Source organism: Maribacter dokdonensis DSW-8 (assembly GCF_001447995.1).
Classification (GTDB): Bacteria; Bacteroidota; Bacteroidia; order Flavobacteriales; family Flavobacteriaceae; genus Maribacter; species Maribacter dokdonensis.
The window spans coordinates 199,822-213,656 of record NZ_LDPE01000001.1 but is presented as its reverse complement, the minus strand read 5'-3'; the positions used below and the strand labels follow the sequence as shown (position 1 = coordinate 213,656).

The 13,835-nt window shown below is 36.0% G+C and carries 15 protein-coding genes; 10 read left to right on the top strand and 5 right to left on the bottom strand.

Translation table 11 applies throughout. From position 1 onward, the window contains the following. Window positions 1–78: 78 nt before the first annotated feature. The 4 genes from I600_RS00985 to I600_RS00970 all read left to right on the top strand — a co-directional run bounded on the left by I600_RS00985 (window position 79) and on the right by I600_RS00970 (window position 3,017). Window positions 79–825, top strand: coding sequence for a hypothetical protein (locus I600_RS00985; protein ID WP_058102653.1), 747 nt, complete (start codon window positions 79–81; stop codon window positions 823–825). 308 nt (window positions 826–1,133) lie between these two features. Further along, window positions 1,134–1,514, top strand: coding sequence for a hypothetical protein (locus I600_RS00980; protein WP_157490822.1), 381 nt, complete (start codon window positions 1,134–1,136; stop codon window positions 1,512–1,514). Between the two features lie 136 nt (window positions 1,515–1,650). Beyond that, window positions 1,651–2,466 (top strand): AraC family transcriptional regulator, encoded by an 816-nt coding sequence (locus I600_RS00975; protein ID WP_058102651.1) that lies wholly within the window; start codon window positions 1,651–1,653, stop codon window positions 2,464–2,466. Between the two features lie 74 nt (window positions 2,467–2,540). After that, window positions 2,541–3,017, top strand: a complete 477-nt coding sequence (locus tag I600_RS00970; RefSeq protein WP_058102650.1) for a VOC family protein — start codon at window positions 2,541–2,543, stop codon at window positions 3,015–3,017. A gap of 140 nt (window positions 3,018–3,157) precedes the next feature. Here I600_RS00970 and I600_RS00965 read toward each other — a convergent pair whose 3' ends face one another. Beyond that, window positions 3,158–3,568: a hypothetical protein gene (locus I600_RS00965; protein WP_058104227.1), complete on the bottom strand. Its 411-nt coding sequence runs from the start codon at window positions 3,566–3,568 to the stop codon at window positions 3,158–3,160. A 328-nt stretch (window positions 3,569–3,896) separates the two neighbouring features. On the opposite strand from I600_RS00965, the gene I600_RS00960 reads away from it, so the two are divergent. Both I600_RS00960 and I600_RS00955 read left to right on the top strand, forming a co-directional pair. Next, window positions 3,897–5,180, top strand: coding sequence for a sugar phosphate isomerase/epimerase family protein (locus I600_RS00960; protein WP_209439175.1), 1,284 nt, complete (start codon window positions 3,897–3,899; stop codon window positions 5,178–5,180). A 26-nt stretch (window positions 5,181–5,206) separates the two neighbouring features. Continuing rightward, a complete protein-coding gene (locus tag I600_RS00955) occupies window positions 5,207–5,971 on the top strand; it encodes a ThuA domain-containing protein (protein ID WP_082642863.1) in 765 nt (254 codons plus the stop codon). 89 nt (window positions 5,972–6,060) lie between these two features. On the opposite strand, the gene I600_RS00950 is transcribed toward I600_RS00955, so the two are convergent. Together I600_RS00950 and I600_RS00945 are read right to left on the bottom strand one after the other, a co-directional pair. Continuing rightward, window positions 6,061–6,900 carry a DUF4249 family protein gene (locus I600_RS00950; RefSeq protein WP_058102647.1) on the bottom strand — a complete coding sequence of 280 codons (840 nt, stop codon included), beginning with the start codon at window positions 6,898–6,900 and terminating at the stop codon, window positions 6,061–6,063. Window positions 6,901–6,904: 4 nt separating this feature from the next. Next, the gene (locus I600_RS00945; protein ID WP_082642862.1) at window positions 6,905–9,313 is read right to left on the bottom strand and encodes a TonB-dependent receptor; all 2,409 of its coding nucleotides are present in this window, start codon (window positions 9,311–9,313) and stop codon (window positions 6,905–6,907) included. 227 nt (window positions 9,314–9,540) lie between these two features. On the opposite strand from I600_RS00945, the gene I600_RS00940 reads away from it, so the two are divergent. From I600_RS00940 to I600_RS00930, 3 genes are read left to right on the top strand one after another with little or no spacing between them, the layout of a single operon-like run. Beyond that, complete coding sequence (locus I600_RS00940; RefSeq protein WP_245188824.1) at window positions 9,541–10,083, top strand: RNA polymerase sigma factor; 543 nt, start codon at window positions 9,541–9,543, stop codon at window positions 10,081–10,083. Further along, complete coding sequence (locus I600_RS00935) at window positions 10,083–10,622, top strand: hypothetical protein (protein ID WP_058102646.1); 540 nt, start codon at window positions 10,083–10,085, stop codon at window positions 10,620–10,622. The genes I600_RS00940 and I600_RS00935 overlap by 1 nt, the downstream gene beginning before the upstream one ends. After that, complete coding sequence (locus I600_RS00930; RefSeq protein ID WP_157490821.1) at window positions 10,606–11,694, top strand: DUF4097 family beta strand repeat protein; 1,089 nt, start codon at window positions 10,606–10,608, stop codon at window positions 11,692–11,694. Before I600_RS00935 ends, I600_RS00930 begins: the two co-directional genes overlap by 17 nt. 57 nt (window positions 11,695–11,751) lie before the next feature. On the opposite strand, the gene I600_RS00925 is transcribed toward I600_RS00930, so the two are convergent. Then, window positions 11,752–12,759 (bottom strand): hypothetical protein, encoded by a 1,008-nt coding sequence (locus I600_RS00925; RefSeq protein ID WP_058102644.1) that lies wholly within the window; start codon window positions 12,757–12,759, stop codon window positions 11,752–11,754. A gap of 108 nt (window positions 12,760–12,867) precedes the next feature. Beyond that, the gene (locus I600_RS00920) at window positions 12,868–13,380 is read right to left on the bottom strand and encodes a VOC family protein (RefSeq protein ID WP_058102643.1); all 513 of its coding nucleotides are present in this window, start codon (window positions 13,378–13,380) and stop codon (window positions 12,868–12,870) included. 116 nt (window positions 13,381–13,496) lie between these two features. On the opposite strand from I600_RS00920, the gene I600_RS00915 reads away from it, so the two are divergent. Continuing rightward, window positions 13,497–13,817, top strand: coding sequence for a winged helix-turn-helix transcriptional regulator (locus I600_RS00915; RefSeq protein WP_058102642.1), 321 nt, complete (start codon window positions 13,497–13,499; stop codon window positions 13,815–13,817). Window positions 13,818–13,835: the final 18 nt, after the last annotated feature.

Here is a 13,835-nt window from a genome sequence, read left to right as displayed (position 1 = left end):
CGGAAAGTAAACGCTAGTATACTTCCTTACTTTTCATAGCTAAAGCGTAACCAAAAAACTCAATACAAATTTCTACCAATGAATAAAATTTCTACTCAGAACTTGAATCTTTTACCGAACCCTAGAGAACTTAAAAGTATTTGCAAGTCAATTTCTGCATTGGAAGCAATAATATGTCCAGAATGGGAATACAGGTATTATTCATATCAGAAAGTTTGGAGTGAAACAGAAGAATGTTGCGAAATGCGAAATGGACAGGGCGATCAAATGTTGATTTTATTTAGCAACAATGGCACCTGTATAAATGGATTTGCTCACGAAAGTGAAATGAACGGATGGAAAAATGTCAAAATTGAAGAGAAAAAGTCTGTTATAGAAAAACTCCTCGACTCAAAAAAAGAAAACAAAACCGAACTAATCCAGGAAATCTCAAAAGAAGTTGTTAATGATTTACCAATGGTATTCAATGAATTTATATTCGGAGAACCTGTAAAAAGTATCGGAACGACTTTTTGTATTTGGCAAACAAACACCGACAAGAACTGGAAAACTGGCAAGGTTAATTTACCCGAAGATGACTACAAAGATGGCTCAAGTGATTTGCTTGAACTATTAGATGGTAAACCTATGACTTATAAGAATTGGGCAGAAGAATATTACGAAGAAAATTTTGAGGAGAACAAACTTAAGTTAGAACTTGTAGAAAAAATTTATAATGGAGATACAATAACTAAGGAATTGGTTCTTAGATTAAATCCGGAATTAGATGATTTGGAACAACTAAAATCTGATTTAGACGAAATCGGATATGAACATAACATATAAAAAACAGTTGTCTATATTGTATAACCGCAATTACGACGGATTCGGCTACGTCCAAATATACTTGGAATTGCAAATGCTATTACTAAATCGGAAATTAACGCATACAAAATCGTAGCTGACTATTATACAGGGTAGTGCATATTAAAACACCTAATTATATGATGAAAACCGACCTATTTAGAGTTGTGATCAAAATTTTTGGCATTTATTGCTTTATTAATTTTTTATTTCAGTTAATACCTACTTATTCTGTTTCTTGGGGCTTCGATTCATTTAATTTTATTTTCAGTCTTATCCAATTCGTTACCATGGGACTAATTACATTTCTCTTGTTATTTAAAACGGATACCTTGATTAAAGTTTTTAGAATTGACAAAGGATTTGACAATAAAGTAATAGTCACAAAAGATGTAAACGCAAAGGGAATTTTTAAGTTTGCTTTAATAATAATTGGGCTTTTTATGATAGTTGACAACATTTCTCAGCTCTTAACCTTCTGTTATTTGGCTTTCAAAAATCAAATTTCCGTACTCGGTATTGCCCAAACGGAAGACGCCGTACTTAATCAATATTTGGACTATAATCGTTGGATTACTTCCGGATTAAATGTTTTGGTTGGAATCATAATTTTGACCAATTTCAAGTGGATTTCAGAACTGTTCATGAAACAAGAAAAAAACAATAGGTAACATCGTGCTTTGATTATTGATGGTAAAATTCCTAATCGGAAATCCATGCCTTAAAAAAAATCGTTTTATGGAGAAATACTTGCGGACATAAGCACAAAATGATGCCAAACAAAGATTTACGAGCTATCATAAAATAATGAACTACCAAACATTTCAACCACATCAAGATCTGGAAGCTTTGGTAAGTTGTTATTGGACTTTGGAAATTCCTGCTAAATATAGTTCAGAAAGACAGCGCATAGTACCAGATGGTTGCATTGAAATGGCGTTTATTCTTGGCGATGATATTAAACGCTATACTTCGCAAGATGAATTTATACTACAACCACGTGCCATGGTACTTGGGCAAACTATTGCACCCTTTTTTATTGAACCTACGGGCTATGTAAACACTTTTGCCATACGTTTCTACCCTTATGGCTTTGCCAATTTTGTTACTACACCCATTGAGCAATTGGCAAATAAAGAAACCCCGCTAACCTCACTTTTTGATGCTTCAATTGTCAATGAACTGGAGCGCAGCATTATTAATGCAGAAGACACAAAACAACGCATTGTAGTTATTGAAAAATTCCTTTTAGAAAGGTTGCATGAACAATCCACCATTGATACTATTGTAAAGCAAACCGTAGATGCCCTTTTAACCTCAAACGGTACTGCGACTATTACCACCATTCTCAAAGAAGATTTGTCCAAAAGAAGACAATTGGAAAGAAATTTTAAAAAGCAGATTGGCGTTAGTCCCAAACAATTGGGCAAGGTCATACGATTGCAATCGGCATTAAAAATGCTACTGAACAAAGAAACGGACAGCCTTACTAAAATTGCCTATGAAAGCGACTATTTTGACCAAGCCCATTTTAATAAGGATTTTAAGGAGTTTACCGGCATTAGTCCCACAGCATTCTTAAGCAATGAACAAATGGTACTCTCTACCTTGTTCTATAAATAGCCTGCGTGTCGCATTTTTACAATTTTTTAGTTGAATACTATTTCATATTTGTATTTTACCTGTAAACACTACAAATGAAAAAGGCAATACTATTAAGTGCGGTATTATTTTCTTTTTGGGGAATTGAGTGTAATGCTCAAGATAAAGCAATGAATACGCACGCAACTGAAAACAAAAGCGATATGAAAAGTTTTATTTCCATTTTTGAAATTCCGGCTACGGATATTACAAGGGCGGTTAATTTTTACAAAGCTATTTTGGACATAGAAATAGAAAAAATGGAATTCCCGGAAATGCAAATGGGTATATTCCCCTATGAAAATCAAATGGTCACTGGTGTTATCATGAAGGCGGAAGGCTATACCCCATCTGCAAACGGAATAACCATTTATTTAAATGGTGGTGATAACTTACAAGCTATACTCGACAAAGTCGAAATCAATGGTGGCGAAATTATGGTGCCGAAATCGCTTCATGCAGACGAAAGCGGTTATTATGCTATATTCCTGGACTCTGAAGGCAATAAAATGGGTCTGCATTCACCAAACTAAATGACAAACCAAGCACTAATTGCTGTAGCGCTTGGTTTTTTATTTGTTTATTCAAACTCTTACTGGTCCACTACAAGTTATTCTAAAATGGAATAGATACTTGGCGGAGCCTTATAAAAGAGTTAAATAAACGAATAGTCTTAATAACTCACTTTAGACTTATTCTCCAACTTCCCTTCTATTAGCGGGTACAAATTGTATGTAGGGTAAATTTCAGATTTAAAAGCTTTCCAAGCCGTTTTTTCTATCGTCAAGTTCACGTCCCGTAGTTTAGAAGCGGGCAATTCTAATACCACCATTTGCCCAATACCCATAACAACATACCAATTGACCACCGAAACACCTTCCGGAGGAAAACTTTCATAAAAGCCTTGCTTGGTTCTTATGCCTTCTATTTCACTTAAATTCATAGACTGATCGTGTTTTAAGAAAATGGTCAAAAGCATTTTCTCCGTGTCTTCCTTTTCCGAAACTTTCTTGTCTGGTGATTGTGCATAGCCAAAAGTTGAAAAGCACATTATAACCCATGAGGCAAAAAGTAAATTTTTCATACGTTGTTTTAGTTTAAAATTTATAATTAGAATATCTGTTTTTTTAGAATACCTCAGAAACATTCGGTATCAAAATCCAGTAAAAAAGCTATCTCAATTTTATGCTTAAATCAGTTCTAAGGTACATGTTAATCTAGCTGCATATTATTACAAATTATGCATTGTATAGCACATATGTGGCAAAACCTAAATTGAATAGTGTTTGCAAAATAGTAACCTAAGTGCAACATCAGTACTATTCATTGCTTGATTAATTATAGTCATAGACCATCAACTCCTCTATTTTTACCATCATAAATATAAAGTTATGATGGATCATACTAGTATTATGAAATTTACGATTAGTATTTTTTTACTCTTCATTTTAATAGGAACAAATACTGTTTTTTCACAGATGCCCATTGCAGAACAAGCAGATAGGTTACAGCAATATTTAGGGTTCTGGGTCAGTTCTTTAGATCATACCACAGATAGCGTTGCCAGCATACCGCATATTAAAATGAACAACTATCCTACAATGGATCATACTGCCATGTCTGTAGATGTGTTTCAAAAGGAAGGAGATATCTACAACCATACGCTTACTGAACTTATTGGTTATGATACCAAGACCGATTCCATTTTTGCCTTGGGAAAAAGTGCACAGGGCGATATGTTTTTGGGTAAAGGCGAATTTACCAGTGAAAAAGATTGGATCATGAAAGATCGCGACTTTACGGGCAAAGAAACCATGACAGTTACTTTTGATTTTAAGAATCAGACCGATGTACATTTAATAGGCAAAGACCCACAGAACCTAATACTTTGGCAAACACGTTATATCAAGAAAAATCCAAAAAACAAGAATATTGGAATTCAGCTGGTTTCGGTTCATGAACAAATGCAGAACAACCCAAAAGAGACCTTAAAACATCTTGATAGAATGGGCTTTAGTTATATTGAAACCTTTGTATATAAAGACCGCTCTTTCTATGGACTATCTCCCTTAGCTTTTAAAAGTTTGGTGGAAGAAAACAACTTGAAGTTTACCGGGTCCATGACCTTTTACGACCTGCCCAAAAACGAAGATCAAGCTTGGAAAAACGCCATGCAATGGTGGAAAAATTGTATAGCTGATCATAAACAGGCAGGTGTTGAATACCTAACCATATCAAACAATCAAATTAAAGACATTAAAACCCTAGCAGAATTAAAAAAGTATACCGAGTACTATAATGCTATTGGTAAGCTGTGCACAGAAAGAGGAATAACGTTTGCCTACCACAATCACTCCGATGAATTTAAAACAATAGAAAACAAGGTTGTTTATGATTATTTGTTGGAAAACACCGATCCGGCATATGTTGGTTTTCAAGCAGACCTGTATTGGATGCATTTTTCTAAAGTTGACCCCATTGACTATTTCAAAAAATACAAGCACCGTTTTATAAGCTGGCATGTAAAAGATTATGAGGAATTAGGACAGAGTGGTGAAATGGATTTTGAACTATACTTTAAATACGCGGAAACAGCCGGACTTAAATATACCATAGCGGAAGTTGAAGCTTTCAATTACCCAGTGTGGTATAGCATTAATGCCGCCTGGAACTTTCTTTATTTCAACATTTTATAACAACTCACCGTCAACTTACACAACTTATGAAAACTAGATTTTTACAATTAACATGTTTCATCATTTTAACTTCCCATCAAATGACCTATGCCCAAGACCAATTTAAAGTGCTGTTGTTTACAGTACAAGATACCTGGCATTATGAGTGTATTCCTAAAGCCGTAGACGCTTTTCATAAAATGTCAGTAGAGCACCAATTTAAGTTTGATTGGACGCAAAGCGCAGAAGACCTTGCCAAAAAATTACCGTCTTACGATGTGGTGGTCTTTTTAAATGCAAACACGGACAATTTAAGCAATGAACAGCTTAATGTTCTCAAAGAGCACATACACAATGGAAAAGGTTTTGTAGGCGTACATTCAACATCTGATAGTGATATTAGAAACCCGTGGTTTGATATTCTTGTGGGTGGGGTTTTTAAGGACCATCCAAAATTTCAATCTGCCGTATTGACCAATCATGATTCAAATTTCCCTTCAAACATGCACCTACCGGAAAAATGGTTATGGAGTGAGGAGTGGTACAATTTTAAATTATTAAAATCAGATAAAATCACAGTACTCTTATCCGTAAACGAAAAAACCTACGATTATCAAAAAGGATATGACGAGATACCGCTTGAAGGTATGGGCGATCATCACCCCATAGCTTGGTATCAACTATTTGAAGGAGGTCGCTCATTTTATACAACACTTGGTCATAAACCAGAAGCCTTTCAAAAACAAAATTATATAGACCACTTATACGGTGGAATCTATTGGGCTGCGCAAGGTGCACTAAAGCAAAAATGATTTAGAAATAATTGAACACTACATTTAAAACAAAAAAACCAAGCACTAATTGCTGTAGCGCTTGGTTTTTCTATTCTTAAAAAAGACTTCTACTCTACCGTATAACTTACCTTATTGGTTTCCGTTACCCTAAAATAACCATGGGCATAATTATCTGGGTTGGTCGTATTAATGCAATTGCCACGAACATCTACCGGTGTAGCTTCAAAAATACCTACGCCGCCAATTTGGTCTATAACAATATCCATATAGTTAAAATACGATCTAGAAATACCGTGCATGCTGATATTTACTACATCACCAGATAATAACGGTTTTATTTCCTCGTCCTCATCATCATCGATCTCATACCACCAGTCCACTTCGTTCCCGTTTATAAACTCATCATCACCTGTTTCCAAAGTAGGTAACAGGTCTTGTGGTCGTTCAAACTTAAAAAGGTAATTATCGCCTTCGTCCTCAAAATCGGTAAATACAATATGCAGTTCAATAGCTTCATCATCAAACCCATCTTCCGTATCTTGGTAGATTTCGGTAATATTGGGAACAGGATTCATAGTATCTTCAGCAACATACCGTTCTCCATTATATACAATTTCCAAAGTATAGGTGGCAAACAATTGAGGTTGAAAGGTACTTGTGGAATAGGTGCCATCATTCTGATCGGTAAAACGAAAAACTTCTCCAGTATCGTTATTGGTCACAGTAACTTCCGCACCCGTAACATTGGTATTTTGAGTGTCAAAAAAAGGTGTGGACGTACGTAACGTAATCACTTGATCATTACCCGTAGTTCCTTTTTCCCAGTCTAAGGAAGCCTCTACCACCAAACGTAAGGTATCTGTTTGTACGTCAACATCTATAACATCTGTACAACCCGTAAGAATAACGGTGAACAGGGCTATTATTGATTTTATATAATTTTTCATCGTATTAAAATTTAAAGTTATAGGTAATGGATGGTACAATTCCGAATATGGCGGTTCTAGTAGCCTCATTTGCTCCTGTTTCTATATTCTGCCCAAAGGATACCGAAGCAGCATTCTTGCGGTTATAGGCGTTATAAATACCAAGTACCCACTCCCCCTTTAATTTGGCATTTGGCTTTCTGTTGGGCTTATAATTGACCGACAGATCTAAACGATGATACGCAGGTAGGCGATCGGAATTTCTATCGGAATAACTAGCAATGGAAACGCCTTCATACTCATATTGACCATTAGGATACGTAACTGGCCTACCCGTTTGAAAGACCAAATTGGTACCAAAACTCCATTTATCGTTTAATCGATATGACCCGGATATAGAGACATCATGCGTTCTATCATAAGGTGTGTTGTACCAATTACCGTCATTAATACCCAAACCACCGGCATTACCACCGGGAGTTCGCTGCTCTGACTTGGATAGCGTATAGGAGATCCACCCCGTAAATTTACCCTCGTTCTTACGGAATAAAAGCTCTAGTCCGTATGCCCTGGACTCCCCTTTCAATATTTCGGTTTCAATGGTATTCTGTCCAATAAGATCAGAACCATCTATATAATCGATTCTATTATCGGTATTCTTATAATAGATCTCAGCCTCCATGGAATACGCCTTGTTCTTAAAATTACGGAAGTAGCCCAAGGCATACTGATTGGATAATTGCGGGTCTATATACTGACCGCTTGGTGTCCAAACATCTAATGGCGTAGCAGAAGAAGTGTTGGATAATAGATGTATGTATTGTGCCACCCTAGAAAAGCCAGCCTTTAAAGAAGAGTTATCATTTATGGTATATGCCAATGACGCCCTAGGCTCCAAATTACCAAAGGTCTTAATGGCATCTCCCTTTTCGTAGACCGTTTCGCCAATGGCTTCACCACGTTCATAAATACCTAGATCCTCATTATAGACTACTGGTTGATTATTGGCATATTCCGTCATGGGCTGCCCCCCAAGTCTAGAAAATGCACTGTAGCGCAAACCGTATTGTGCAGTCAGCTTCTCCGTTAATTTATGTTCCGCATTTACATACACTCCAGTTTCCAACGCCCTTTTCTTATCCAATACTAATGGATTGACAGATGACGTTTCGGTCGTAGGAATAATTTCACCGGGATCAAACTCATAACGTATACCGCTTGCCCCAAAATCTAGTTTAAAAGCATCACTGAAGTAATACTTTAAGTCATATTTTAGATTGTAATTGGTAATGGACGACACCCAATCGAACTCCGCAGAGGTAATACCCAGCTCATAGTCATACTTACTATAAATAGCGGACAGGTTAGAAAAAAGTTTATCGTTAAAAATGTGGTTCCAACGCAGATTAGCAGTTGAATTCCCATAAGAACTACTAAAGTTTTCTCCCAGCTCAAAAGCATCGCGTCCAAAATAACCAGAAAGAAAAAGTCGGTTGTTCGTATTGATCTTATAATTCGTTTTTAAGTTTAAATCGTAAAAACTTACGCTATTATCTTCCCCCGCAGCTTTTAATAACAAATCGGCATAAGAACGACGACCAGCAATTAAAAAAGAACCTTTTTCTTTAAACAAAGGCGCTTCTAGTGCCAAACGGCTAGATATGATACCTATGCCGCCCGTTGCAGCAAACCGTTTACTGTTACCGTCTTTCTGCCTAACATCTAACACTGAGGAAACACGCCCACCATACCTTGCCGGTATACCGCCCTTGTACAGTTTTACATCTTTAATGGCATCTGCATTGAAGACCGAGAAAAAACCGAACATGTGAGAAGTATTGTAAATGATAGCTTCATCCAACAACACCAGGTTTTGGTCGCCCGCACCACCACGTACGTGAAAACCGCCGGTACCTTCACCGTTATTGGTTACCCCCGGTAGCATTTGTAACGATTTTAAAATATCCACTTCACCCAGAACCACGGGCATTTGCTTAACCGTTTCAATGTTCATTTTGAGGACGCTCATTTCCGGTTTCCGTAATACGGCAATTTCAGATTCCTCTGCTGTTACCTCTACTTCATCTAACTTGGTAGAAACTTCAGAAATTTCAAAATTGAAGTTTTGGTTTCTGTTCAGGTTTACATCTTGCTTAACATCACCATATCCCATGTAGGTAATGAGTAAACGATAAGATCCTTCTGGTGCGGTCAACGAATAAAATCCGTATTCATTGGTAACCACCCCAATACTGGTACCCTCCAAAAAAACAGATGCCCCAAAAAGAGTTTCTCCGTTGTCAATGTCGGTAATTTTACCACTTATGGTATAATTTTCTTGGGCATGTAATTGAATTCCTGCAAATAGTAACATAAGCACTGCCATACGTTTTAGCTGCCTTATGCACACTTGTTGTTTTTGTTTTTTAATCATGCTATTTGTTTAATTGATTGATGAACATTACTAATTGACAACATAATTTGTAAAAGGTTGCACAGTAGATAAAGTTTTATCACAATGGTAACATTCGCCCCTTTGGATCGTACTAACTTACAAGTCTATTAGTTTCAAATAAATAGTAACAAAATGCAACTATCTAAAAAATTGGTTGTCTTTATTATAGAAACCAATTTTAGAGTACAAATAACCACCTAAATTCATTGGAAACCGAAATTCGTTTTACGCATCGATCCCTTGTTGAGCGCAGCAAGACTGGCGATAGAACCTCGCAGTATCAACTGTACGAGCTCTATGTTGATGCCATGTACAACGTTAGTATGCGGTTTTTGGGAATTAAGGAAGATGCCGAAGATATTGTGCAAGATAGTTTTGTAGATGCTTTCAAAAACCTGGATAGGTTTAAATATGAGTCTTCTTTTGGTGCTTGGTTAAAACGTATTGTCATTAATAAGAGTATTAACCATTTAAAGGCAAAGCGGCTACCGCTTACCTCTATGGATGAGCATGAATACCACCTAACCGATGAAGTGGAAATTGAAAAAGTGAATGCCATGGATATTTTAAAAGTGAAATCTGGTATTGAAAAACTTCCATTAGGGTATAAGCAAATAATAAACCTTTACCTATTGGAAGGATATGATCACAATGAGATTAGTGATGTTTTGGGCATAACCACATCTACCTCTAAATCACAGTATCACAGAGCAAAAAAGAAATTAGTAGAAATTATAAACGGATTGTAATGGATCAATTTGAAAAACATATACGGGATAATAAAGCGGTCTTTGATGATCACAAGGCAGACCGTGCAAAAATGTGGGCAAATATTGCAGCGCAATTAAACGAAAATCCACCAAAGGTGGTACCACTCTGGAAATCGCCCATGGTACGTATTGCCGCCAGTATAGTAATTCTATTGGGAATTACCGGAATTGTTGGGCTTACTTTCTTTGGCAGCCCCAATACACCAACCCATTATGTCTCTAAGGAACTACAGGATATAGATATGCATTACAAAGGTTTGGTAACCTACCAAGTACAATTAGTGCAAAACAACAATCAATTAACAGCGGCAGATAAAGAAGAGTTTCTGTCATTTATGGTAGAGCTTGATGCCGAATATGAGCAACTAAAACTTGAAATGCAGAACAATCTAGATAATGAACAGGTTTTGGCAGCCATTGTTTCCAATTATAGAAAGCGTATAGAACTCATTGAAAATCTATTGCAGCAGCTAAACGAATCTAAAATTAAAGAAGACGATTATGGATATACTTTGTAAAAAGCTTAAGCTTTTCGCCTTGGCGATGCTGGTTGGTTTTACAGCCTTGGCACAAGAAAAGGTATCTAAGGATATCTCTAAAACCTACCCTTTTACCAATGCAGGAGAGCTTCATTTGGAAAATAAATACGGTAATATCAATATCTACGGATGGGTCAAGAATGAAGTCTCCATCACTGTTAATATTACGGTAACCGATAAGAAAAGGGAAAACGCCCAAGAGCTCTTGAATAGAATAAAACCTGTAATAAGACATAGCGATAAATTTATATCCGTTAACTATGAAATAGCGGATAAGAACTCCGGATTTTTCTCTAACCTTTTTGAAAAAGCCAATCCGTTCGATTTTGACCGAAGCAATGTGCAAATTGATTATAAGGTTTACGTGCCCCAAAAAGTTGAACTAGAGGTCATCAATAAATTTGGCGATGTTTTTATTGAGGATTGGGTAGGTATATTAATGGCAGATGTACAGCATGGAGATATGTGGATAAGCGATAATTTAAACAAAGCGGATGTAAGTATGAAATATGGAAAGCTTAGGGCAAAAAATGTCAATTATGCCAATATAGATATTACCAATGGCGGTTTGGATATGGACCATGCGAATACCATGAGACTTAATAGCAGCGGCAGCAACATAGAAATACACCAAGTAGAATCCCTTGAATTTTACTCTAATAAAGATGAAGTTGATATACAGGAGATAGGTACTCTTTACGGCAATCTTAAATTTAGTAAACTACGCTTACATCGCCTTAAAAAGGATATTGATGTGAACTTAAAAATTTCAGATTTATGGGTAAAGAATATCCTTTCTGCAACGTCTAAAATAAGCTTGGAGCAAGAATCATCTGAAATACACATCAATGTTATTAACTTTCCACATGTCTTCTCTGCAACTTTAGAAGAAGGTTTGGTCAGATTGCCAAAATCATTTCATGACGTAGATTCCAAAATGTTGGATAAGGGCAAAAAGTTACGTGAAATAAAGGCGAAATATGGTAAAAAAGGACAAGGATATATTTCTATTTCAGGTAAAAAAGGGGTTGTTCTATTAAAAGAAATTTAACACATGTATCCTTACTACATGAGATTAATGAAATGGTAAAACCGTACTAAAACACAGTTAATTAGCATATTTGCCTTCTGAATAAGCTGATAAAATACTACTGTTAGGGGTTTTACAGTTTTGTGGAAAGTCAGAAAAATAAATACATTTTGGCAATCCGTTATCAAATGTAATACGAACAGATCCCCTACTGTTTCCACCAAAACCGGAATAGCTATAATTAGCGCTAAGTTCTCTAGGTCTGCCTTGACTATCCTTAGTGGAAGAATACACATTTGTAATACTACCGGCAGTGTATTTATTAAATGCCCAAGTCTTTGCTTGGTCATATACCAAGTCATCTATTAATTTGTTGAAATTTTGTGCACCAGTTGGTCCGCCAGTTTTTTTCATGGTAGTATACTTGCTGGCTTGTTGCATTCTAATGGATGCTTTATTTCTTGCAAACAATTCTAAATTTTCATCGAACCGTTTTAAGGCTTCACCATTACAAGCGTTCATTTGAAACAGTTTTACCATATCATTATTTAAACCTTTAGTTTTATGAATCATATCTACAGAATTCCCCATACTATTAGGGTTGGTAATCATGTCCATCATGGTATTCAATCCTTTTGAACGTTGGATTTGATCCACTACGGCATAAGCATCATATAATTCTGGTTTGGCGTACAAACCACTACCAACCCAAGTATACTCTACGCATACTCTGCTAACAACATCTCCCCAGCCATTTTTTGTAACCTCCTCGGTCTTACAAACCTGATTCAAAATTTCAACTTTGTCAGCCGGTAAATAGCGATCGCAATTACCACCATAGGCTCTTAAATATTTATCGAAAATGGTTAAAAACATCATGTCATCTCTTTTGATCTCTAAATTCTCAAAATGACCACGGTAAATATTGTCATAAAACTCAGCAAAATAGAGTCCGTCTGTTTTCAGCTCAGCTTCGTCAAGAGCTGCAGAATCAAAATTTTGGGAGTCGTTACTGGAAAGAGAAACAAATAAAAGCCAGATAATACTAATAAGAAATAAATGGAAGATTTGAACAGATAATTTCATGGTTGTGAGTTATTTTAAAATGAAACAGTCTGAGGGAAAGGTAAATATATACAAAATGCGATTGACAATCAATAGATTGCAATCGCATTTATCAACTTTTAAGAATGACTATTCTGAATACGCGCCAGACGAATAGGTTAATTCATAACTGTGCGTGTATACTTCAAAAACAATCCCAAAAGGGTCTTCAACATAACACATTTTATAGGGTTTGTCATTTGGATAGTATGAACGTATAGGCATACGCTGTTTGCCTCCATGCGCCACAATTTTAGCGACCAAATCTTCTATATTTGGGTCTTGAATGCAAAAATGAAATAATCCTGTATTAAACGGATTAAATTCCGGTGCTTCTTTAACTCCATGAGGAAAAGAGAACAATTCTACACCTATACCATCTGAGGTAGACATATGTGCAATTTCAAACTCTTCCCAATCATCACCAAAAACATCAATACACATTAAACCAATCGCTGTTTCTTTTTCTTTTTTAATTTTTGATGGTTTCATAATTACGTACCAACCCATTACTTCTGAGTAAAATTTTACCGCTTTCTTTAAGTCCAGTACTGTAATGCCAATATGCGAAAATGATTTTGGGTATTCTTTATTCTTATCCATAGTTCTAATTTTACTACAAAATAAATCTATATTTGCCTTATGGACAATAACTTACCTAAAAGTACCATAGTTACCAAAAAGAGTAAAATATTGATTTTCAAATAATTAAATTTTAAATGAATACTAAAAAATATTGCCCGTTAGACCATACGATGAATCTAATTGGTACCAAATGGAAACCTATTGTACTTTTTCATTTATTGGATGGCGCATTGCGATCGGGAGTATTACAGAAAAAAGTACCGGGAATATCCAATAAAATGTTTACACAAACCGTACGCGAATTGGAAAAACATGGCTTGGTAGAACGTATAGTGTATCCTGTTGTTCCTCCAAAAGTAGAATATGGTTTGACCGAACGAGGAAAATCCCTTAAAACTATTTTACTTAGTCTTGACTCATGGGGAGCCAATGACACCTCTAATAAGCTAGTTTAAAAGCAATTAGAGGTATGT

What these genes read in the sequence shown, in the direction of transcription:
- I600_RS00935 (WP_058102646.1), top strand. Translation starts at nt 10,083, where the DNA reads ATGGATCAATTTGAAAAACATATACGGGATAATAAAGCGGTCTTTGAT.
- I600_RS00955 (WP_082642863.1), top strand. Translation starts at nt 5,207, where the DNA reads ATGAAAACTAGATTTTTACAATTAACATGTTTCATCATTTTAACTTCC.
- I600_RS00925 (WP_058102644.1), bottom strand. Translation starts at nt 12,759, where the DNA reads ATGAAATTATCTGTTCAAATCTTCCATTTATTTCTTATTAGTATTATC.
- I600_RS00975 (WP_058102651.1), top strand. Translation starts at nt 1,651, where the DNA reads ATGAACTACCAAACATTTCAACCACATCAAGATCTGGAAGCTTTGGTA.
- I600_RS00980 (WP_157490822.1), top strand. Translation starts at nt 1,134, where the DNA reads ATGGGACTAATTACATTTCTCTTGTTATTTAAAACGGATACCTTGATT.
- I600_RS00950 (WP_058102647.1), bottom strand. Translation starts at nt 6,900, where the DNA reads ATGAAAAATTATATAAAATCAATAATAGCCCTGTTCACCGTTATTCTT.
- I600_RS00985 (WP_058102653.1), top strand. Translation starts at nt 79, where the DNA reads ATGAATAAAATTTCTACTCAGAACTTGAATCTTTTACCGAACCCTAGA.
- I600_RS00970 (WP_058102650.1), top strand. Translation starts at nt 2,541, where the DNA reads ATGAAAAAGGCAATACTATTAAGTGCGGTATTATTTTCTTTTTGGGGA.
- I600_RS00960 (WP_209439175.1), top strand. Translation starts at nt 3,897, where the DNA reads ATGAAATTTACGATTAGTATTTTTTTACTCTTCATTTTAATAGGAACA.
- I600_RS00965 (WP_058104227.1), bottom strand. Translation starts at nt 3,568, where the DNA reads ATGAAAAATTTACTTTTTGCCTCATGGGTTATAATGTGCTTTTCAACT.
- I600_RS00930 (WP_157490821.1), top strand. Translation starts at nt 10,606, where the DNA reads ATGGATATACTTTGTAAAAAGCTTAAGCTTTTCGCCTTGGCGATGCTG.
- I600_RS00920 (WP_058102643.1), bottom strand. Translation starts at nt 13,380, where the DNA reads ATGGATAAGAATAAAGAATACCCAAAATCATTTTCGCATATTGGCATT.
- I600_RS00915 (WP_058102642.1), top strand. Translation starts at nt 13,497, where the DNA reads ATGAATACTAAAAAATATTGCCCGTTAGACCATACGATGAATCTAATT.
- I600_RS00945 (WP_082642862.1), bottom strand. Translation starts at nt 9,313, where the DNA reads ATGATTAAAAAACAAAAACAACAAGTGTGCATAAGGCAGCTAAAACGT.